16 protein-coding genes are annotated in these 20,717 nt (G+C 67.8%); 10 read left to right on the forward strand and 6 right to left on the reverse strand.

Annotated elements, in window-relative coordinates; genetic code table 11:
• Window positions 1–23 precede the first annotated feature (23 nt).
• From uraD (OG474_RS22365) to OG474_RS22380, 4 genes are read left to right on the forward strand one after another with little or no spacing between them, the layout of a single operon-like run.
• A complete protein-coding gene (gene uraD / locus OG474_RS22365; protein ID WP_405064305.1) occupies window positions 24–593 on the forward strand; it encodes a 2-oxo-4-hydroxy-4-carboxy-5-ureidoimidazoline decarboxylase in 570 nt (189 codons plus the stop codon).
• A complete protein-coding gene (uraH, locus tag OG474_RS22370) occupies window positions 590–895 on the forward strand; it encodes a hydroxyisourate hydrolase (RefSeq protein ID WP_405064306.1) in 306 nt (101 codons plus the stop codon). Before uraD (OG474_RS22365) ends, uraH begins: the two co-directional genes overlap by 4 nt.
• A gap of 4 nt (window positions 896–899) precedes the next feature.
• A complete protein-coding gene (gene pucL, locus OG474_RS22375) occupies window positions 900–1,805 on the forward strand; it encodes a factor-independent urate hydroxylase (protein ID WP_405064307.1) in 906 nt (301 codons plus the stop codon).
• Window positions 1,778–3,148 (forward strand): 8-oxoguanine deaminase, encoded by a 1,371-nt coding sequence (locus tag OG474_RS22380; RefSeq protein WP_405064308.1) that lies wholly within the window; start codon window positions 1,778–1,780, stop codon window positions 3,146–3,148. Before pucL ends, OG474_RS22380 begins: the two co-directional genes overlap by 28 nt.
• 1,146 nt (window positions 3,149–4,294) lie before the next feature.
• On the opposite strand, the gene OG474_RS22385 is transcribed toward OG474_RS22380, so the two are convergent.
• The 6 genes from OG474_RS22385 to OG474_RS22410 all read right to left on the reverse strand — a co-directional run bounded on the left by OG474_RS22385 (window position 4,295) and on the right by OG474_RS22410 (window position 13,713).
• The gene (locus OG474_RS22385; protein WP_405064309.1) at window positions 4,295–5,575 is read right to left on the reverse strand and encodes a guanine deaminase; all 1,281 of its coding nucleotides are present in this window, start codon (window positions 5,573–5,575) and stop codon (window positions 4,295–4,297) included.
• On the reverse strand, window positions 5,572–6,408 hold the full coding sequence (gene xdhC / locus OG474_RS22390; protein WP_405064310.1) for a xanthine dehydrogenase accessory protein XdhC: 837 nt from the start codon (window positions 6,406–6,408) through the stop codon (window positions 5,572–5,574). The genes OG474_RS22385 and xdhC overlap by 4 nt, the downstream gene beginning before the upstream one ends.
• Entirely contained in the window at window positions 6,396–8,735 is a 2,340-nt protein-coding gene (xdhB, locus tag OG474_RS22395) for a xanthine dehydrogenase molybdopterin binding subunit (RefSeq protein WP_405064311.1), read from the reverse strand. Before xdhB ends, xdhC begins: the two co-directional genes overlap by 13 nt.
• Window positions 8,732–10,153 carry a xanthine dehydrogenase small subunit gene (locus tag OG474_RS22400; protein WP_405064312.1) on the reverse strand — a complete coding sequence of 474 codons (1,422 nt, stop codon included), beginning with the start codon at window positions 10,151–10,153 and terminating at the stop codon, window positions 8,732–8,734. Before OG474_RS22400 ends, xdhB begins: the two co-directional genes overlap by 4 nt.
• Window positions 10,150–12,060 (reverse strand): 2-oxo-4-hydroxy-4-carboxy-5-ureidoimidazoline decarboxylase, encoded by a 1,911-nt coding sequence (gene uraD, locus OG474_RS22405; RefSeq protein WP_405064313.1) that lies wholly within the window; start codon window positions 12,058–12,060, stop codon window positions 10,150–10,152. Before uraD (OG474_RS22405) ends, OG474_RS22400 begins: the two co-directional genes overlap by 4 nt.
• 120 nt (window positions 12,061–12,180) lie before the next feature.
• The gene (locus tag OG474_RS22410; protein WP_405064314.1) at window positions 12,181–13,713 is read right to left on the reverse strand and encodes a PucR family transcriptional regulator; all 1,533 of its coding nucleotides are present in this window, start codon (window positions 13,711–13,713) and stop codon (window positions 12,181–12,183) included.
• A 178-nt stretch (window positions 13,714–13,891) separates the two neighbouring features.
• On the opposite strand from OG474_RS22410, the gene OG474_RS22415 reads away from it, so the two are divergent.
• Genes OG474_RS22415 through OG474_RS22440 form a run of 6 tightly spaced genes read left to right on the forward strand, consistent with a single transcriptional unit; the run spans window position 13,892 to window position 20,609 of the window.
• Entirely contained in the window at window positions 13,892–14,692 is an 801-nt protein-coding gene (locus OG474_RS22415; protein WP_405064315.1) for a hydroxypyruvate isomerase family protein, read from the forward strand.
• Between the two features lie 23 nt (window positions 14,693–14,715).
• Window positions 14,716–15,615: a 2-hydroxy-3-oxopropionate reductase gene (locus OG474_RS22420; protein ID WP_405064316.1), complete on the forward strand. Its 900-nt coding sequence runs from the start codon at window positions 14,716–14,718 to the stop codon at window positions 15,613–15,615.
• On the forward strand, window positions 15,615–17,384 hold the full coding sequence (gcl, locus tag OG474_RS22425; protein WP_405064317.1) for a glyoxylate carboligase: 1,770 nt from the start codon (window positions 15,615–15,617) through the stop codon (window positions 17,382–17,384). Before OG474_RS22420 ends, gcl begins: the two co-directional genes overlap by 1 nt.
• Complete coding sequence (locus OG474_RS22430) at window positions 17,384–18,466, forward strand: glycerate kinase (RefSeq protein ID WP_405064318.1); 1,083 nt, start codon at window positions 17,384–17,386, stop codon at window positions 18,464–18,466. The genes gcl and OG474_RS22430 overlap by 1 nt, the downstream gene beginning before the upstream one ends.
• Window positions 18,463–19,797 (forward strand): allantoinase AllB, encoded by a 1,335-nt coding sequence (allB, locus tag OG474_RS22435; RefSeq protein ID WP_405064319.1) that lies wholly within the window; start codon window positions 18,463–18,465, stop codon window positions 19,795–19,797. The genes OG474_RS22430 and allB overlap by 4 nt, the downstream gene beginning before the upstream one ends.
• The gene (locus OG474_RS22440) at window positions 19,794–20,609 is read left to right on the forward strand and encodes a bifunctional allantoicase/(S)-ureidoglycine aminohydrolase (protein ID WP_405064320.1); all 816 of its coding nucleotides are present in this window, start codon (window positions 19,794–19,796) and stop codon (window positions 20,607–20,609) included. The genes allB and OG474_RS22440 overlap by 4 nt, the downstream gene beginning before the upstream one ends.
• Window positions 20,610–20,717 lie beyond the last annotated feature (108 nt).

A 20,717-nucleotide genomic window follows, 5' to 3' on the forward strand; every position in this document is an offset into this window, starting at 1 on the left:
GCGTGGGATGGCAGGCTCTGGCCATGGATCTGGTGGAGTTCAATGCAGCGCCCGCCGACCGGCTGCGGTCGGAGCTGGTGAGCTGTTGTGACGTACCACGCTGGGTCGAAGGAATCCTGGCCAAGCGCCCGTACGGCGATCGCCCCGCCCTGACCGCGGTCGCGGACCAGCTGGCGCGCGAGCTCGACGACAACGAGGTCGATCGTGCTCTCCAAGCGCACCCGCGGATCGGCGACCGGCCGCAGGGTGCGGGTACCGAGGCAGCCTGGTCCCGCAAGGAGCAGTCCGGCGTCGGTGACGATCCGGAGGTCCGTGCGGCGCTTGCCGAAGGCAACCGTGAATACGAAGACCGGTTCGGACGGGTCTTTTTGATCTGTGCAACGGGTTTGACCGCCGCACAGATGCTGAGCAGCCTGCAGGACCGCCTCACGCATGACGACGCTGTTGAGGCCGTCGTAGTCCACGAGGAGCTGCGGAAGATCGCGTTGCTCCGGTTGAACAAGTTGGTGATCGTGAGTGAGCGGAGCGAGCGAACCAAAGGTGCAGCGAGCTTTGCTCATGACGGAGCCGAGCGCAGCGAGGAGGAGGCATGAGCAGTCTTTCGACACATGTGCTTGATACCGCGCTCGGGCGGCCGGCGACCGGCGTACCGGTGCGGCTTTATCGGGACGATGTCGAGCTGGCGTCCGGTGTGACGGATGCTGACGGCCGGATCGCCGAACTGGCGCCGACGCTTGCTCGCGGCACCTACCGGCTCTGGTTCGACGTCGCGGCGTACAACGAACAGAGCTTCTTTCCGGAGGTCTCTGTGACCTTCACGGTCGCCGATGAGCGGCACTATCACGTCCCGTTGCTGCTCAGCCCGTTCGCGTTTTCCACCTACCGAGGGAGCTGACCGCATGGCCATCCGCCTGGGAGCCAACCAGTACGGCAAAGCCGAGAGTCGCGTGGTGCGCATCTACCGCGACACACCCCGGCACCAGATCCGCGACCTGAACGTCTCGACCGCGCTCCGCGGCAACTTCGCGGCGGCGCACACCTCTGGCGAGCAGAGCGACGTACTGCCGACCGACACCCAGAAGAACACCGCCTTCTCATTCGCCAAAGAGAAGGGGGTCGGCGCGATCGAGGACTACGCGCTGACGCTCGGATCGCATTTCCTGGACGCCTCGCCGGCCGCTGAGGGTGCGCGGATCGAGGTCGAGGAGTACCCGTGGGAGCGGATCACGGTCGACGGCCAGGAGCACGAGCATGCGTTCGTGCGCTCCGGGAGCGGCGTACGGAACACGATCGTCAACGTCGAGGGTCGCGGTGCGGATCGGAAGACGTTTGTTGTCTCCGGCATCAGTGATCTCGTGGTGCTGAAGTCGACCGGGTCCGAGTTCCATGGGTTCCTGAAGGACAAGTACACGACGCTGCCGGAGACCAACGACCGCCTGCTGGCGACCTCGCTGGTGGCGCGCTGGCGCTACGACCACACTGAAGTCGACTGGGACAAGTCGTACGACGGGATCAAGCAGTTGCTGCTCGAGAAGTTCGCGACGATCCACAGTCTCGCGTTGCAGCAGACCTTGTACGGCATGGGCGAAGCCGTGCTGAGCGAGCACCCGGAGGTCGCGGAGATCAAGTTCTCCGCGCCGAACAAGCACCACTTCCTGGTCGACCTCAGCCCGTTCGAGGTCGAGAACCCCGGTGAAGTCTTCATCGCCGCGGACCGCCCGTACGGCCTGATCGAGGCGACCGTGATCCGGGACGACGCGAGCGACGCCGGGAGCGCGTGGCACGCCGTACCGGGCTTCTGCTGACCATGGCTGCGTTGGTGATCGAGGGCGCTCACGTGGCGACCCTCGATCCGGCCCGGCGTGAGTTCGTCGGGCATGTGGTTGTCGAGGGCAATCAGATCGTTGCTGTCGGCCCTGGATCGGCACCGTCGTACGACGGCGCGCGGTTGATCGACGGGTCGGGTTGCCTCGTCACGCCGGGATTCATCAACACGCACCAGCACCTGTATCAATGGGTCACTCGCGGTCTTGCCGTGGACGACACGTTGTTCGGCTGGTTGCAGACGCTCTATCCGGTCTGGTCGAGGATCACCGAAGAGTCCGTGTACGTCGCCGCGCAGGGCGCGCTGGCGCAACTCGCGCTGACCGGTTGCACGACAGCCGCCGATCATCACTATGTCTTCCCGCGTGGTGCGGGTGATCTCCTCGCGGTCGAGATCGCCGCTGCGGCTTCCGTGGGATTGCGGTTCCATCCGGCGCGGGGCTCGATGGACCGCGGCCAGAAGGATGGCGGCCTACCGCCGGATTCGGTCGTCGAGGACCTCGACGACATCCTGGCCGCGACCTCGGCCGCGATCGACCGGTGGCACGATCCGTCGCCCGGTTCGATGCTGCAGATCGCAGTCGCGCCCTGCTCGCCGTTCAGCGTCAGCGGTGAGCTGATGCGGGAGTCCGCCGTACTCGCTCGTCGCAAGGGCGTCCGGTTGCACACCCACCTCGCGGAGACCACGGACGAGACGGCGTGGTGCCAGGAGACGCACGGGTGCACGCCGCTCGAGTACGCCGCCGGCCTCGGCTGGACGGGGGACGACGTGTGGTTCGCACACGGCATCCACTTCGACGACGCCGAGATCAAACAGCTAGGCACGACCCGCACAGGCGTCGCCCACTGCCCCAGCTCCAACGCCCGCCTCGGCGCCGGCATCGCCCGTACGGCGGACCTCCGCGCAGCCGGCGTACCAGTCGGCCTAGGCGTCGACGGTGCCGCCAGCAACGAAGCCGGCAGCCTGGTCGAAGAGCTCCGCCACGCCCTCCTCCTAGCCCGAGCCCGCAACGGCCCCCAGTCCCTAACCGTCCGAGACACCCTGGAAATGGCCACCCTAGGCGGCGCCCAACTCCTAGGCAGAGCTAGCGAAATCGGCTCCCTTGAACCCGGCAAACTAGCCGACCTGGCCCTCTGGAACCTCAACACCCTCCAACACGCCGGGATCCCCGACCCCATAGCCGCCCTGGTCCTAGCCACACCCCCGCCCCTAACCCTCCTCCTGGTCAACGGCCGCCCAGTAGTAGAACAAAACACCCTCCAAACCCTCGACCCCCAAGCCCTAGCCACCAAAGTCAAAACCACCCAAAATTCCCTCACCTAGTCCCACACCAACCCAGCCGGCCACCGAGCCCCCGCGATCGAAGCCACCGTGCCTCCGTCGACCGAAGCCACCGTGCCTCCGTCGACCGAAGCCACCGTGCCTCCGTCGACCGAAGCCACCGTGCGAGTGTGGGGACTGGACGGTCGAGTGGGAGGATCGTGTTGCTGGTAATCGTTTTCTGGCGACCGGGTTGTCACAGTCGGCGTGATTCGCCCGTGCACCGCGACCGAAGCCATCGTGCACCGCGACCGGAGCCGGTGTGCACCCGCGACCGAAGCCGGTGTGCGAGTGTCTGGGGCCGGAGGCGGACCGCTAGCCCATCACAACTGCGCGCGGTACCCCCGTCCACCGCTCAACTGCGTCTGCGGCGCTCGCTTGTGATGGCGTAGCGGTCCGGGTGCGCGGCCAGGTCGCGAACACGCAGGCCTGGTTGCAGTCGACCGGCGGACCGCCCCCACTGACCAACCTCGCCCAGCCGCCCGCTCCACGCTCAGCACTCCGGCCGGCGAGCCCGATCGGAAGGTTGATCAGTGGCGCACGTCCGCCCGCGCGATTGAGTTGGCGGACCGCCATCACCCAGTAACTTGCGTCGGCGGATGTGGTTCACGCTCAGCGGGGTCGTTCGAGGGGCTGGGTGGGAGGTTGGACGGTGATGGAGGTCCGGCGGCTCGCGCGACGCCAACGGCGCGCTCGGGCGAACCGCCCCCACTGACCAACCTCGCCCGCCCCACCCCTCCCACGCTCAGCACCCCGGGCAGCGAGTCCGATCGGATGGTTGATCAGTGGCGCACGTCCGCCCAGCGGCGACCTGGCGCTGCGGTGGCCGGGCGGATCGCCGGCCCATCACAACTGCGCGCGGCGCCTTCGTCCAGCGCTCAACCGCGTCTGCCGCGCTCGCTTGTGATGGCGTAGCGGTCCGGGCGGACCGCAGCACCCGCTAACTTGCGGTGGGTTGCGCGGTTCACGCTCGGCGGGGCGGGGGCCGAGGGGGCGGGTCGGGGTTGGACGGTGGTGCAGGTTCGCTCGCCTGCTGGCGCCATCGGTGGCGCGGTGCGGTCTGACCTCATCCACGGGCGTCGGCCTTGAGCACGGGTCGACCGTTTCTCGGCGGGGGAAGTGGTTGAGCCGTGCTCAAGGGGCGGGGGCTCAGGGGGTTAGGAGGTCGCCGTTGATCCAGACGGCTTGTACGTCGGTGGTGGTGCCTAGGGTGAAGATGCGGGCTACTGCCTCTTCGTAGCCTTCGGCGTGGCTGATGCCGATGGCGAGAGGGGAGCCTTGGGCGGGGCGGATGAGTTGGGCGTCGAAGGCTTGGCCGGGGCTGAGGTGGCCTACTTGGGGGAGGTTGAGGGCTTCGGCTCCGGCGGTGGTGGAGAGGTAGAGGAGGTGGGTGCCGGTCAGGGGGCGGCCTTCGTCGGCTAGGAGTTGCTGGCAGAAGTAGGCCTGCAGGCCTTCCTTGAGGAGCGAGAAGCCGGCGCCGGCTCCGACGTCCGAGCCGAGGGCGACGCGGACGCCGTACTGGAGGTGGCGGTGCAGGGGGAACAGGCCGCTGCCGAGGGCCGCGTTGCTGGTTGGGCAGTGCGCGACGCTGGCGCCGCTGACTCCGAGGAGTTTGAGCTCGACGTCGGTCGGGTGGACGTTGTGGGCAAGCACGGTACGGCGGTCGATCAGGCTGTGCCGGTCGTACGTCGTCACGTAGTCGCTGCCGCCGAACAGGTCAGCCACCGTGGCGATCTCGGCCTTGTTCTCGTTCACGTGCGAGGTGAAGAGGGCGCCGGGGATCGCTTCCATCAGCTCGTGGCAGGTGGCGAGCAGTTCGTCGGTGCACGACAGTGAGAACCGCGGCGTCACGGCGTACCGGTTGCGACCGGTCCCGTGCCAGCGGTTCGCGAGCGCGAGGGATTCGGCGTACGCGCGGACCGGAGTGGTCAGCAGATCGGGTCGCAGCAACCGATCGCTCAGCACGAGTCCGCTGGTGATCCGGAGCCCGACCTCGGAGGCGGCGCCGAACAGGGCGTCCATCGCGTCGGAGTAGTGCGCCCCGAAGACCAGTGCAGACGTCGTACCGGCCGCGGCCAGCCCGCGCACGAACTCGCGCGCCACCCCGGTCGCGTACGCGGCGTCAGCCATCCGGGCTTCCTCGGGCAGCGCGTACTTGTCCAGCCACTCGAGCAGCGGCAGTCCGAGACCGCCGACCGCGCGGATCTGCGGGAAGTGCACGTGCGAGTCGACGAACCCGGGCAGTACGACGCCACCCGTCAGATCGACCACCGGCTCGGCCGGGTGCGCCCGGCGGATGTCCAGGAAGGGGCCGCGGGCAACGATCACTCCGTCCTCGACGAGCAGCCCGGCGTCGGTGTCGACGCGCAGGACACCACCGGTGAACGGGTTCTCCGGGATGTCGATGAAGGTGCCACGGAAGATCGTCATGCGTTCGCCTCACGATGAGCCGGCGCAGGGCGACGCTCGGCGATGAACAGTTCGAGCAGCCACGCCGCGACGCTGACTGCGATGACGGCCGGCTCCTTGCCGGTGATGCCGGCCACCCCGATCGGGGTGGTGATGCGCGCGATCGACGCGGCGGAGTTGCCGTCCTCGGCGAGCTTGCGCTGGAAGCGGGCCCACTTGGCCCGGGAGCCGATCAGGCCGATCGTGGCCAGCTGCTCGTTGCGGATCGCGGCGTCACACAGCGCCGCGTCTTCCGCGTGGTCGTGGGTCATGATCACCGCGTGCGTACCCGGCGGCAGTTCGCCGACGACCAGCTCGGGCAGGACCGGCACGTTGTGCACGTGCACCGAAGCGATCGCGTCGTCCAGCACGGCCAGCCGGTCGGCAGTCAATTGTGAAGACCGCGAGTCGACCAGATGCAGCTCGATGTCGTGCCGCGCGAGGATCCGCGCCAGCTCGAGCCCGACATGCCCGACCCCGAAGATCGCCACGGACGGCACCACCGGCAACGGCTCCAGCAACAAGGTCACCTCACCCCCACAACACTGCACTCCATGCTGGTACGGCGCTTTGTCCGACAGCGCAGCGGTGAGCGATTCCGGCGTCCGCAGATCGCCGCTGATCATCTCTCGCGCTCGCTCGATGGCGAGCGCCTCCAGATTCCCGCCGCCGACGGTCGCCCAAACGTTGTCGAGAGCAACGACCATCTTCGCGCCGGCCTCGCGCGGCGCATGTCCGCGGACCGCGGTCACCGTGACGAGCACCCCGGCCCGGCGCCCGGCCCGCAAGGTCTGGATCGCCTTCACCCACTCCACGAGACACCTCCACGAGCCCGCGCCAGCGCCCAATAGACGGCTTCAGGAGTAGCAGGCGACGGCAGGTCCACGCTCGTACCGGCCGGGCCGAAGGCGGCGGCTGCGTGCCGCAACGCCTCGCGGACCGAGAAGGCCAGCATCAGCGGCGGCTCCCCGACAGCCTTGGAGCCGTAGACAACGCCGTCCTCATGCGCCTTCTCCAGCAGGTGGACGTTGAAGACCTCAGGCATCTCGGAGAAGCTCGGCAGCTTGTAAGTGCTCGCGGCCTGTGTCGCCAACCTGCCGCGACGCGGCCCAGTGCTCTCGTCCCAGCGCAGGTCCTCAAGCGTCAACCAGCCCGCGCCCTGAACGAACCCACCCTCGATCTGCCCGATGTCGATCAACGGACTCAGGCTGTCCCCGACGTCATGCACGATGTCGACCCGGCGCAGCCGATACGACCCTGTGAACCCGTCGACCTCCACCTCCGACGCGGCAACGCCGTACGCGAAGTACTTGAACGGCTCGCCACGCATCGCGTTCGCATCCCAGTGCAGGCCCTCGGTCCGGTAGAACCCGGCCGCCCACAGTTGGACGCGCTGCATGTACGACGCCGCGACCAGCTCCTCCCACGGCAGACCGTCCCCAGCCAGCCCCCGTACGACGCCGTCGGCGAACCGCACGTCCGACGGGCTGATGCCGAGTCGCCCACCGGCAACCACGGCCAGCCGCTCCCGGATCTGCTCGCACGCGTTCTTTATCGCGGCACCGTTCAGATCGGCGCCGGCCGATGCCGCGGTGGCAGACGTATTCGGCACCTTGTCGGTGCGAGTCGGGGCGAGACGGACCCTGGCCAGCGGAACCCCGAGCGCGGTCGCGGCGACCTGCATCATCTTGGTGTGCAGACCTTGACCCATCTCGGTGCCACCGTGATTGATCAATACTGATCCATCTTTGTACACATGGACCAATGCACCAGCTTGGTTGAACGCCGTCAGGTTGAACGAGATCCCAAACTTGACCGGCGTCATAGCCAGGCCGCGCTTCACATGCTCGTGCGAGGCGTTGAAGGCCGCGAGCTCAGCCTGCCGGTCGGCCACCTCGCCACTCGACAGCACCTGACTCCAGCAGGACTCCAGCCGGTCCGCGTGCCGCACCGGTTGCGCGTACGGCGTCGAGTCGCCGGGCTGGTAGAAATTCCGCCGGCGAAGCTCCAGAGCGTCGTACCCGAGGAGGGGTGCGCAGCGACCGAGGATGTCCTCGATCACGAGCATCCCCTGCGGCCCGCCGAAGCCGCGGAAGGCTGTCTGCGAGGTCTTGTTGGTCTTCGCGATCTGGCCGTCCACCCGCAGGTGCGGGATCTGGTAGGCGTTGTCGATGTGGCACATCGCCCGGGCCAGTACAGGTTCAGACAGGTCCAGGCTCCAGCCGCCGTCCGCGGTCAGCGTCGCATCCAGCGCCACCAGCTTGCCGTCGGCGGAGAACCCGACCGTCCACGCGCTGTGGAACCCGTGCCGCTTCCCCGACATCGTCATGTCCTGCGTGCGGTTCAGCCGCAACCGCACCGGCCGCCCAGTCAGCGTCGCGCCCAGCGCCGCAATCGCCGCGAACCCGTGCGGCTGCATCTCCTTACCGCCGAAAGCGCCGCCCATCCGCAGGCACTGCACAGTCACCGAGTGACTGGACAGCCCGAGCACATGCGCAACGATCTCCTGCGTCTCCGACGGGTGCTGCGTACTCGACTGAACGAAGATCTGTCCGTACTCGTCCACCAGAGCCAACGCCGCATGCGTCTCCAGGTAGAAATGCTCCTGCCCCGCAAACTCGAATTCACCCTTGAAAACATGTGCCGCACCAGCCAATGCATCCGAGACATCGCCACGCTCCAGGTGCCGCCCGATGCCCTGGAAACTGCCTGCCTCGATCGCCTCGCGGACGTTCACCAACGACGGCAGCGGGTCGTACTCGACCTCCACCGCCAACGCACCGAGCCGCGCAGCCTCCAGCGACTCCGCCAGCACCCAGCAGATCGCGTGCCCGTGGAACATCACCTCGGCCGGGAACAACGGCTCGTCATGCTTGATCCCGGCGTCGTTCACCCCCGGTACGTCGTCCGCCGTCAACACGCGCACCACACCAGGAACGTCGTACGCCGGCTTCACCCGCAGTGCCGTGATCCGCGCATGCGCATGCGGCGACTGCACCGGCCAAGCGTGCAGTACGGCGTGCGTCCGCTGCACCAGATCGTCCGTATACAAGGCATTCCCAGTCACATGAAGCGCAGCACTCTCATGCGGCATCGGCACCCCAACGACAGCCGCAGCTGGCCGTTCAGACAACAAGCTCATGCTGTCAGCCCTCCAAAGTAGAAGCGCAGCAACGACTGCCCGAGCATCGCCGCCCGGTACGACGAACTCGCGCGGTGATCGTCCATCGGCGTACCCTCGGCCGCCATCACCGCCGCCGCCCGCCGGACCGTCTCCTCGGTCCACGGCTGACCGATCAACTCGGCCTCGGTATCGCGGGCCCGAAGCGGTGTCGCGGCCACGCCGCCAAGGCCGATCCGAGCGGAAGCTACCACCCCGTCGCGCACGTCAACGGCGTACCCGATCGCCACACTGGAGATGTCGTCGAAGCGCCGCTTGGCGATCTTCTGGAACGCGATCATCGGTGCCAACGGCAACGGAATCACGATCGTCTTGATCAGCTCATCGCCAGCCTTCACGGTCTCGCGGTAGCCGGTGAAGTACTCGGCCAGCGGAACAACCCGCTCACCACGACTGGATGCGAGCACCAGGGACGCATCCAGCGCGAGCAGTGCAGGCGGCGTATCGCCAATGGGAGAACCGGTTCCCAGGTTTCCGCCGATCGTCGCGCCGTTGCGGATCAGCCGCGACGCGAACTGCGGGAACACCTCGGACAGCAGCGGCACGCGCCCAGCCAACCGCCGCTCGATCTCAGTCAGCGTCAGCGCCGCACCCAACCGAACCTCGGCGGATCCGACGCTGAACTCGCGCAGCTCCTCCAGCCGATCGATCGCGATCGTCAGCCGTGGACGCGAGCCGAAGATGTTCACCTGCACACCGAGATCGGTAGACCCGGCAACGACCACCGCATCTTCCCGCTCGCCCAACAACGCCAACGCATCCCCGAGCGACGCCGGGCGGACGAACTCGCCCTCCCCACTCACCATCCCGGTCACAGCGGCCGCAGGCGGGGGAGTACTGAGACGTGCAGCCAGTACGTCGTTCGCAGCCGGATCGCCCAGCGCATAAGCAGCATCACGGATCGGCCGGTACCCGGTACAGCGGCAGAGGTTGCCGCTCAACGAGTGCAGGTCGAAGCCGTTCTCCCCATGCTCATGATCGCCCGCACAGGCCGCCCGCGATGGACGGTAGTACTCAGCGGCCATGCTGCACACGAAACCCGGCGTACAGAAGCCGCATTGCGAACCGCCGCGGACCGCCATCTCCTCCTGCACCGGGTGCAGGGCGGCCGGAGTCCCGAGCCCCTCGGAGGTGACCACCTCCTGACCGTCCAGACCGGCGATCGGCAGCAGGCAAGCGTTCACCGCCGTCCACTCGGTCGGAGTGCCGGTGCCCGGCCGGGCGACCAGCACCGAGCACGCGCCACACTCGCCCTCCGCGCAGCCCTCCTTGGCGCCCGTCAGGCCGCGGTCGCGCAGCCAGTCGAGCACGGAGGTGTGGACCGGTACGGCGCCGATCGCGGTCCGCTCGCCGTTCACTGTCAAGGTAGGAGTGGTCATCGATTGCTGCTCCAACGGGATCGGGCACTGTGAATCGGGTTGGCCTCGGAGACGTAGTCGTCGAACCGGTAGCCGGCGATCTTCGCGATCTCGAGCAGCGCGGCGGCGTGCTCCTGGTTCTCGCAGTTGCCGAGCCGTTCACGGCCCTGCTCGAGGATTCGAGCGTACGACTCCGCGTCCCGAACGCTGATCACCAGCGGGAAACCGAACCGCTCTCGGTACGCTTCCGTGATCGAGGACAGCTCGTCCTGGTCCGGGCCGGCCAGGAACGTCAGGCCCTTGTCGGACTGGTCGCGCAGGGACGCCGGACCGCTCAGACCGTCCGCGACGAACTGCGAACCGAGCTGCGGGTAGGCCTCGATCAGCTCCCGCTGCTCATCCCGCGAGCCCGAGAACAGCGCCTCCTGGAAAGACCGGCGGAGCGCGTGCGTGTCGGCGTACGGGCGTAGTTCCCAGGCTCGCTCGACTGCCCAGCGCGGGCCTTGGAAGAGGTCGCCAAACGTGTCCACGAACTCCGACTGGGTCATCTTGTTCACCTGGTCCAGCCGGATCGAGTCGCCGGGCTGGCCGGCCACCGCGGGCCCGAAGTCCTTGCCTACATGGTGAAACAGGACGTTCAGGAAGATCGCGGTCAGGCTGCCGAGCGTGATGCCGCTGCCGAAGATGATCTCGGCCCAGTCCGGGACCGCCTGCGCGACCTGCGGCTGCGCGGTGACGTACATGGCCAGGCCGACGCTGGTCGCGACGATCACCACGTTGCGGTGGTCGTTGAAGTCGACCTTCGCCAGTGTCTGGAAGCCGACCACCGCGACGGTCGCGAACATCGCCAGCGCGGCGCCGCCGAGCACCGGATGGGGGATACCGGCAACGATCGCGCCGGCCTTCGGCAGCAGGCCGAGCAGGATCATGATCCCGCCGGCCGCCGCGACCACCCATCGGCTGCGGACCCGGGTGAGCCGGACCAGACCGACGTTCTCGGCGAAGCAGGTGTAGGGGAACGAGTTGAAGATGCCGCCGATCGTGGTGGCCAGGCCGTCGGCCCGGAGCGCCTTGGCGATGTCGTCGCGGGTGATCCGCTTCTCGACGATCTCGCCGGTGGCGAAGACGTCGCCGGTCGTCTCGACCGCGGTGATCAGCATGACCACGACCATCGAGATGATGGCCGCCACCGAGAACTTGGGCCAGCCGAAGTAGAACGGCTGCGTGACCCCGACCCAGGCGGCGTCGCTGACCGCGCCGAAGTGCGCGTCGCCGAAGGCCCAGGCGACCAGGGTCCCGATGACGAGGCCGGCCAGTACGGCGATGGTTGCCATGAAGCCCTTGAAGACCCGCTGGATGAGCACGATCAGGGCGAGCGTGCCGAGCGCGTAGGCCATGTTCTTGCCGCTCATCGGCGCGGCGGTCGGGCCTGCGCCACCGACGGCATCCCCAGCGGCGACCGGCAGCAACGCGAGACCGATGATCGTGATCACCGAGCCGGTCACCACCGGCGGGAAGAACCGGATCAACCGGCTGAAGAACGGCGCGATGAAGAAGGTGGCCAGGCCGGCGACCAGGACGGCGCCGTAGATGACCAGCAGGCCGTTGGTGCCGCCGCCCGCGGCCAGCCCGATCGCGATCATCGGCGAGACGGCCGTGAAGGTGACGCCCTGGAGCAGCGGCAGCTTGACGCCGACCTTCCAGAAGCCGACCGACTGGATGATCGAGGCGATCCCGCAGGTGAAGAGATCGGCGTTGATCAGGTGGATCAGCTGCTCGGTGCTGAGCCCGATCGAGCCGGCCAGCAGGATCGGCACGATCACGGCCCCCGCGTAGAACGCGAGCACGTGCTGGGCGCCGTACACGGCGAGTTTGCCGGGAGGCAGTACCTGGTCGACAGGGTGGCGGCTGGTGCGGGCTGCCTTCATCGGACATCGCTCCTCAGGTTTGACCTGCACGCCAGCATCGGCCCGGAGCGGCCCGGATTGCACCCAAGGAACCTCCGAAGATGACTGGCGGGGAACCCCGCTCTTTGGAGGATCCACCAATCAGAGTGACTTCAGGGCCAGAAAGACGTCAACCCGGTTCTCGAGCGTCGACAGATCGCGACCGGTCAGTTGCTCCACGCGTTCGATCCGGTACCGAACGGTGTTGACATGCAGGTGCAGGAGGTCCGCCGTACGGGTCCAGGAACCGTCGCAGCCGAGGAAGGCCTGCAGGGTCGTGAGCAGGTCGGCGTTGGTACGGCGGTCCTGCTCGAGGACCGGGCCGAGGACGCGCTGGGTGTAGGTACGGCGGACGTCGTCCGGCAGCGTCGAGAGCAGGAGCACGTGCGAGGCGACCTCGTCCGAGGTGACGACCGAGACCGGCGCCCGGCTGCCCGCGGCGGCGCGCTGCGCGAAGCGGGCCTCCTCGAGCCCGCCGGCGAGCGCGTCAACCGCCGTTTCCCCGCTCACACCGACCGCGAGCCGGGCCCGATGCAGGCCGGGCGCGAGGCGGCCGAACGCACGCCGCAGCTGCTCCGGCAGGCCTGGTGCGGCCGGCAGAAACCCGACCAGTAGCCCGTCTCTCGCAGGTGCGACGACGGCTGGCCCGACGGTCAGCGCCACGTCCTCGAACAGGCTGAGCGCGACCTCGCTCGGGCCGTCGTCGCGCAGCTCGCCGACCGCGACGACCAGGGGCCGGCCTGAGTACGCACCCGCCTGCCTGAGCCGCGCGGCGACTTCCGCGTGGGGTGCGCCGGACTCGACCAGGGCCAGCGCATCCGCCACGAGAGGCCTGAGCGCGCGCCGGCCTTCGTCCCGTCTGGCCCGATCCAGGGCGCCGATCGCGCAAAGTTCGTGCACCGCTTCGACATGATCGCGCGACCAGGTGGTGTGGTCGCCGTCGATCACCAGCACCCACGCGGTCAGCCGGTTGCCGAGGCCAGAACCCACCGGGAACAGGCTGTACGACGTCTCGCCCGCGACCGCGAGCGCCGGAGTTCGATCGGCGGTCAGGAACCGATGCGTGATCGCGTCGAGGACCTCGATCGGCAGCTCGCCGGGACCCGGTACGACGTGCCGCCCGGTCGGGGTGAGGACGCGGCAGTCGTGACCGATCTCGGCGGAGATCCGGGCCGCGAGCTCGTCCAGGCTGCGGCCGGCCGCGATCGACGACAACAGTTGCCGCTGACGGACCAGGCTCGCGGACAGCCGCGCTCCGGTCTCCGCCGACCCGGCAGCGGCGACGTACTCGGTGATGTCGGCGAAGGCGATCTCGATCGGCACCTCGATCAAGGTGACCTCGTGCCGCTGACAGGCGTCGAGCAAGTCGGCGGGTACATCGCCCAGTTGCGCCCGTCCGGCGAGAATCGTGGTGGCCCCGCGGGCGGCCATCGAGGCCACGAAGAGCTCGCTGTCGAGCGGTCGGCGCCGCCAGACCAGGCCGGTCAGCACCACCTCGCCGCCGTTCAGGTAGCGGCCGGGGTCGAGTAGATCCGTCGTCACCAGGCGCCCGACCGGCCGCTCGAGTGCGCGGCCGGCGGCGTGCACCAACCGCAGTCCGAGCTCCGGCGCATCCAGTAACTCCGACAGCAGCACGCCGTACCTCCTGAGGTTGTGCCTGTTCAGGCTTGCAGCTCTGCCTTTAGAGGAACGTACAACGCGCACCCGTGTCCGCGGGAGGCCGGGTGAGTGCTTGACGCCCGGTCTTTCGCCAACCTATGGTCATTTCGCAGAACAGAATTTAGCTTCCGCGATACGGAAAACTGGAGTGAGTATGGGCCATCACTTGCGCCACACGGTGAACTGCTCGTTGCTCTTCACCGAGCTGCCCCTGCTGGAGCGACCGGCGGCGGCCAAGCGGGCCGGTTTCGGGGCGGTCGAGTTCTGGTGGCCGTTCGTCGAGGCGGTACCGCCGGATCGGCAGGTGGACGCGTTCGTCAGCGCGATCAGCGATGCCGGTGTGCAGCTGACCGGGCTGAACTTCTTCGCCGGTGACATGCCGGGCGGCGATCGCGGGCTGGTGTCCTGGCCGAAGCGGGCCGGTGAGTTCCGCGACAACGTCGACGTCACGGTCGGCATCGGTGAGCGGCTCGGCACTGGCGGGTTCAACGCGCTCTACGGCAACCGGGTGGATGACGCTGCGGCCGCTGAGCAGGATGAGCTCGCGGTCGAGAACCTGGCTCTCGCTGCGCGGGCGGCCGCTCGGATCGGCGCGACTGTGCTGGTCGAGCCGGTCAGCGGGGCTGATCGGTACCCGCTCAAGACGGCCGCTGACGCGCTGGCCGTGATCGACCGCGTCGACGTACCGAATGTTGGTCTGCTTGCTGATCTCTACCACCTCGCGATCAACGGGGATGACGTCGAGCGGGTGATCGCCGAGCACACCGCGCGGATCGCGCATGTGCAGATCGCGGACGCACCGGGGCGGGGTGAGCCCGGTTCTGGATCCCTGCCGCTCGATCAGCAGCTGACTTTATTGGAGACCAACGGCTATTCCGGGTGGGTCGGGCTCGAGTACAAGCCGTCCACCAGTACCGACGAATGCTTCGGCTGGCTGCCGTTCGAGCGCCGCTGACTTTCTCATAGGAGACGAACCGCATGACGAATATCGCCTTCATCGGCCTCGGGATCATGGGCAACCCGATGGCTGTACACCTTGCGCAGGCCGGTCACACCGTGGCCGGGCTGGATCGCAGCCCGGAGCGGGCCGCCGAGTTGATCGCGGCCGGCGGTCGCGCCGCGACCTCGATCGGTGACGCGGTCAAGGGCGCCGACGTGATCTGCGTGATGGTGCCGGACTCGCCGGATGTCCAGGACGTGCTGGACGGTGAGTACGGCGTCTTCCAGCAGGCCGAGACCGGCACGCTGATCATCGACTTCTCCAGTATCCGTCCCGACATCACGCAGCAGCTCGCCTCGCAGGCCCGCGCGCTCGGGTTCCGGTTGCTCGATGCACCGGTCTCCGGCGGCGAGGCGGGCGCGAAGAACGCCGTACTGTCGATCATGGTCGGTGGCTCGGCGGACGACTTCGCCGAGGCTCGGCCGTTGTTCGATGTGGTGGGCAAGACCGTTGTGCATGTCGGACCGAGTGGCTCGGGCCAGACGGTCAAGGCGGCCAACCAGCTGATTGTTGCCGCGAACATCCAAGCTGTCGCGGAGGCTGTTGTCTTTCTCGAGGCGTACGGCGTGGACACGGCCGCTGCCCTTGAGGTCCTCGGTGGTGGACTTGCTGGGTCGGCTGTCCTTCAGCAGAAGAAGGCGAACATGCTGTCGCGGTCTTTCGAGCCTGGGTTCCGGATCGACCTGCACCACAAGGACATGGGCATCGTCACGGCGGCCGCTCGGGAGGCGGGCGTCGTCGTACCGCTGGGGTCGTTGGTCGCGCAGCTCGTCGCGTCGGCGCGGGTGAATGGTGACGGTGGGCTCGACCACTCCGCGCTGCTGCGTGGCGTGGAGCGGCTGTCCGGGCTCGAGTCTTTGAATAGGCTGGTCAGCTGATGGCACGCATGCGTGCGGTTGATGCGGCGGTCTTGATCCTGGAGAAAGAGGGATCGACGCAGGCGTTCGGGTTGCCGGGGGCCGCGATCAATCCGTTCTACAGCGCTCTTCGTGCCCATGGCGGGATCCGGCATATGCTGGCCCGGCATGTCGAGGCCGCGTCGCACATGGCGGAGGGATACACGCGGGCTGAGGCCGGCAATATCGGTGTCTGCATCGGTACGTCGGGACCGGCCGGAACGGACATGATCACCGGGCTGTATTCGGCGTCGGCGGACTCGATCCCGATCCTGTGCATCACCGGGCAGGCGCCGGTGGCCAAGCTGCACAAGGAGGACTTCCAAGCGGTCGACATCTCGGCGATCGCGGCGCCGGTGGCCAAGTGGGCGGTCACGGTGATGGAGGCCGCGCAGGTGCCGGGGACGTTCCAGAAAGCGTTCCAGGTGATGCGATCCGGGCGTCCTGGTCCGGTGCTGGTCGATCTGCCGATCGATGTCCAGCTGGCGGAGATCGAGTTCGATATCGAGACGTACGAACCCTTGCCGCTCGCGCGTCCGGCCGCCACTCGTGCTCAGGCCGAGAAGGTGCTGACGATGCTGGCCGCTGGTGAACACCCGCTGATCGTTGCCGGTGGCGGGATCATCAATGCGGATGCGGCCGAGCTGCTGGTCGAATTCGCCGAGCTGACTGGGATTCCCGTCGTACCGACGTTGATGGGGTGGGGTGCGATCGGGGACGACCATCCGTTGAGCGCTGGGATGGTCGGGCTGCAGACGTCGCACCGGTATGGCAACGCGACCATGCTCGCGGCGGACGTCGTCCTGGGAATCGGGAACAGGTGGGCGAATCGGCACACGGGTGGGATCGATGTCTACACCGCCGGCCGGACGTTCATCCATGTGGATATCGAGCCGACGCAGATCGGCCGGGTGTTCGCGCCTGACTACGGCGTCGTGTCGGACGCGCGGCTGGCCTTGGAGGTTCTGGTCGAGGTTGCCCGGGAGTGGGCTGACCGGTTGCCTGACCGTACGGCGTGGGCGGCGGAGTGCCGGGAGCGTCGTACGACGTTGCAGCGGCGAACCCACTTCGACGCGGTACCGATCAAGCCGCAGCGGGTGTACGAGGAAATGAACCGTGCGTTCGGCCCGGACACACGTTACGTATCAACGATAGGACTGTCGCAGATCCAGGCGGCGCAGATGCTGCACGTGTATCGGCCGCGGCACTGGATCAACGCCGGCCAGGCCGGGCCGCTCGGTTGGACCGTCCCGGCCGCACTCGGTGTCGCGGTCGCGGATCCAGCTGCCACGGTGGTTGCACTCTCCGGTGACTACGACTTCCAGTTCCTGATCGAGGAGCTGGCGGTCGGGGCGCAGTTCAACATCCCGTACATCCATGTCGTGGTGAACAACTCCTACCTGGGGTTGATCCGGCAGGCGCAACGCGGCTTCGACATGGACTACTGCGTGCAGCTCTCGTTCGAGAACATCAACAGCCCGGAGCTGCAGGGCTACGGCGTCGACCACTTGAAGGTCGCCGAAGGCCTTGGTTGCAAGGCGTTGCGGGTGGTCGAACCGGACGGCATTCTTCCTGCGTTGGAGCAGGCCAAGAAGCTGATGGTCGAGCACCAGGTCCCGATCGTCGTCGAGGTCATCCTGGAACGCATCACCAATGTGTCGATGGGCGTCGAGATCGACAACATCATCGAGTTCGAGGACCTGGCGATCAACCCGGCTGACGCGCCGACCGCCCTTGCGCTGCTCGACTGATGGTGCGGGTGGTCGTTGCCTCGGACAAGTTCAAGGGTTCGTTGACGAGCGCCGAGGTGGCGGCGGCGGTTCGCGTTGGGGTACGACGAGTGCACCCTGACGCGACCGTGGTCGCCGTACCGGTGGCTGATGGTGGTGACGGGACGCTGGCCGCGGCTGTCGCTGCCGGCTACGCCCTGGTGCCGGTGGTCGCGTCCGGGCCCACTGGGCTGCCGGTCCGGTCGGGGTATGCACGTCTTGGCGACACTGCGGTCGTGGAGCTCGCGGATGTCTGCGGTCTGGTCCGGCTGCCGGGTGTGCTCGCTCCCATGACGGCGTCCTCGTTTGGCGTCGGTGAACTGATCGGTGCGGCTGTCGACGCCGGCTGCAGTCGAGTGATCGTCGGCATCGGCGGCAGTGCATCGACTGACGGGGGCAGGGGACTGGTCCACGCTCTCACCGGCAGCCTCAGCCTCGACGCCGATGTGCTGCGGGCCCGGCTGGACGGTGTGCATTTGGTGGTGGCCTGCGACGTCGACAACCCGTTGACCGGACCCCGTGGTGCGGCCGCCGTCTACGGGCCGCAGAAGGGTGCGTCACCGTCGCAGGTGGCGGATCTGGACGCCAGGCTGGCGGAGTGGGCGGACCGAGTGGCCGCGCTGACTGGGCGGGACCTGCGGGAGACGCCAGGTGCCGGAGCCGCGGGCGGGGTCGGCTTCGCGGCGCTCGCGCTGCTGGGTGCCGAGCTGCGGCCCGGGATCGAGCTGGTCCTGGAACTGGTCCGCTTCCGCTCGCTGATTGTGGGTGCGGACCTGGTGATCACCGGCGAAGGCGCGCTCGACGAGCAGACTCTGCACGGGAAGGCGGTCGCCGGAGTTGCCGCCGCGGCCTCCGGCGTACCGGTGGTGGCGGTGTGCGGGGTGAACAAACTGCCGCCGGAGCGGCTCGCCGCGGTCGGCGTGCGAGCGGCGTACGCGCTCACTGATCTTGAGCCGGACGTGGCCCGGTGTATCGCCGAACCGATTCCGCTGCTGGAGAAACTTGCCGAGCGGATCGCGAGCGAGCACCTTACGATGGCTGGAACTCGGGAGGGCAGCGCGTGACTGGATTGGATCTGGTGGTCCGGGCTCGGCGGGTGGTGCGGGCCGCGGGGGAGCAGGCGGGTGCGATCGGGATCCGCGACGGCCGGATCGTTGCCATCGCCCCGTACGACGCGGAGCTCGTGGCCGCTGACGAGGTTCGGCTCGCGGACGACGAGGTGCTGTTGCCGGGGCTGGTCGACTCGCATGTTCACGTGAACGATCCGGGGCGGACGGCGTGGGAGGGGTTCACCTCCGCGACCCGGGCCGCGGCCGCTGGTGGCGTGACCACGATTGTCGACATGCCGCTCAACAGCCTGCCGCCGACCTGCGACGTACCGGCACTGACGTTGAAGCGCGAGACCGCAGCGCCGCAGGCGTTTGTCGATGTCGGCTTCTGGGGTGGTGCGATTCCGGGCAATCTGGCTCAGCTTCGGCCGCTGCATCAGGCCGGGGTCTTTGGGTTCAAATGCTTCTTGCTGCACTCAGGGGTGGATGAGTTTCCGCCGCTCGACACCGCTCAGCTGGAAGCGGCGATGGTCGAGCTCGCGGCGTTCGACGGGTTGCTGATCGTGCATGCGGAAGATGCCCACAGCATCGATCACGCTCCGCCGCCGCGCGGCGCGTCATACCAGGACTTCCTGAACTCGCGGCCGCGCGCCGCCGAGAACCAAGCCGTTGCCGAGGTCATCGATCTTGCGCGGCGGACCGGTTGCCGGGTTCACATCCTGCACGTCTCCAGTGCGGAGGTGCTGCCGCTGATCGCGGCCGCGAAGGCCGACGGCGTGCGGATCACCGCGGAGACCTGCCCGCACTACCTGACCTTTGCTGCCGAGGAGATTCCGGACGGCGCCACGCAGTACAAGTGCTGCCCGCCGATCCGCGAGGCGGCGAACCGGGATCTGTTGTGGGCGGGGCTGCGCGCGGGGATCATCGATCTCGTCGTCTCCGATCACTCGCCGTCGACGATCGACCTCAAGCACCTCGACACCGGCGACTTCGGTACGGCGTGGGGCGGGATCGCGTCGCTCCAACTCGGTCTCCCGGCCGTCTGGACCGAGGCACGCCGGCGCGGATTCACCCTGGCCGAGGTCGTCGGTTGGATGGCCACGGCCCCCGCCGTACAGACCGGCCTGCTGAAGAAAGGCCGGATCGAGGTCGGCGCCGATGCCGACCTCTGCGTCTTCGCGCCCGATGAGACCTTCGTGGTCGATGCTCGTCGACTGCACCACAAGAACGCGATCACGCCGTACGACGGACGCACCCTGTCCGGCGTCGTCCGCGGCACCTGGCTCCGCGGCGTACCGATCGATTCCGAACCCCATGGCCGCCTGCTGACTCGAGGAGACCGATGAACTACTACGCCCCGAAGGGCGGCCTGCCCGCGCAGACCGACCTCACCACGGACCGTGCGGTCTTCACCGAGGCGTACGCCGTCCTGCCCGGCGGCACCATGCGCGACATCGTCACCAGTCGGCTCCCGTTCTGGGACGACACCCGCCTGTGGGTGATCGCGCGCCCGCTCTCCGGCTTCGCCGAGACCTTCTCGCAGTACATCGTCGAGGTCGCACCCGGCGGCGGCAGCAACACACCCGACACGGACCCGGCCGCCGAGGCTGTCCTCTTCGTTGTCGACGGCAACATCACGCTGACGGTCGACGGGGTCGAACATTCGTTGACGCCGGGCGGCTACGCCTACCTGCCTCCGGTCCTCGACTGGACGGTCCGCAACGTGAGTGACGCGACCTGTACCTTCCACCTGATCCGCAAGGCCTACGAGCGGATCGACGGCATCGACGTACCGGATGCCTTCGTCACCAACGAGGCCGACGTCGAAGGCATCGCCATGCCCGGCACCAACGGCGCCTGGAAAACCCAACGCTTCGCCGACCCCGACGACGTCCGCCACGACATGCACGTCAACATCGTCAGCTTCGAACCCGGCGGCGTCATACCGTTCCCCGAGACCCACGTCATGGAGCACGGCCTCTACATCCTCGAAGGCAAAGCCGTCTACCTGCTCAACAAGGACTGGGTAGAAGTCCAGGCCGGCGACTTCCTCTGGCTCCGCTCCTTCTGCCCCCAAGCCTGCTACGCCGGCGGCCCCGGCCCCTTCCGCTACCTCCTCTACAAAGACGTGAACCGCCACCCAAGCCTCACCCTCTGACCAACTGCTCGAACTTCCAGCGGAAGACCATTCCGGCACGATTCGAGTGATCAGTTGGATGGCTCCAGAACTACCTGTAGAGTCATCTGTGACATCTATGACAGATGG

Origin of the sequence: Kribbella sp. NBC_01505, assembly GCF_045040285.1 — a bacterium.
GTDB lineage: Bacteria > Actinomycetota > Actinomycetes > Propionibacteriales > Kribbellaceae > Kribbella.

What these genes read in the sequence shown, in the direction of transcription:
- uraD (WP_405064305.1), top strand. Translation starts at nt 24, where the DNA reads ATGGATCTGGTGGAGTTCAATGCAGCGCCCGCCGACCGGCTGCGGTCG.
- OG474_RS22385 (WP_405064309.1), bottom strand. Translation starts at nt 5,575, where the DNA reads ATGACGATCTTCCGTGGCACCTTCATCGACATCCCGGAGAACCCGTTC.
- OG474_RS22415 (WP_405064315.1), top strand. Translation starts at nt 13,892, where the DNA reads ATGGGCCATCACTTGCGCCACACGGTGAACTGCTCGTTGCTCTTCACC.
- OG474_RS22420 (WP_405064316.1), top strand. Translation starts at nt 14,716, where the DNA reads ATGACGAATATCGCCTTCATCGGCCTCGGGATCATGGGCAACCCGATG.
- xdhB (WP_405064311.1), bottom strand. Translation starts at nt 8,735, where the DNA reads ATGAGCTTGTTGTCTGAACGGCCAGCTGCGGCTGTCGTTGGGGTGCCG.
- gcl (WP_405064317.1), top strand. Translation starts at nt 15,615, where the DNA reads ATGGCACGCATGCGTGCGGTTGATGCGGCGGTCTTGATCCTGGAGAAA.
- OG474_RS22440 (WP_405064320.1), top strand. Translation starts at nt 19,794, where the DNA reads ATGAACTACTACGCCCCGAAGGGCGGCCTGCCCGCGCAGACCGACCTC.
- pucL (WP_405064307.1), top strand. Translation starts at nt 900, where the DNA reads ATGGCCATCCGCCTGGGAGCCAACCAGTACGGCAAAGCCGAGAGTCGC.
- OG474_RS22400 (WP_405064312.1), bottom strand. Translation starts at nt 10,153, where the DNA reads ATGACCACTCCTACCTTGACAGTGAACGGCGAGCGGACCGCGATCGGC.
- OG474_RS22430 (WP_405064318.1), top strand. Translation starts at nt 17,384, where the DNA reads ATGGTGCGGGTGGTCGTTGCCTCGGACAAGTTCAAGGGTTCGTTGACG.
- uraD (WP_405064313.1), bottom strand. Translation starts at nt 12,060, where the DNA reads ATGAAGGCAGCCCGCACCAGCCGCCACCCTGTCGACCAGGTACTGCCT.
- uraH (WP_405064306.1), top strand. Translation starts at nt 590, where the DNA reads ATGAGCAGTCTTTCGACACATGTGCTTGATACCGCGCTCGGGCGGCCG.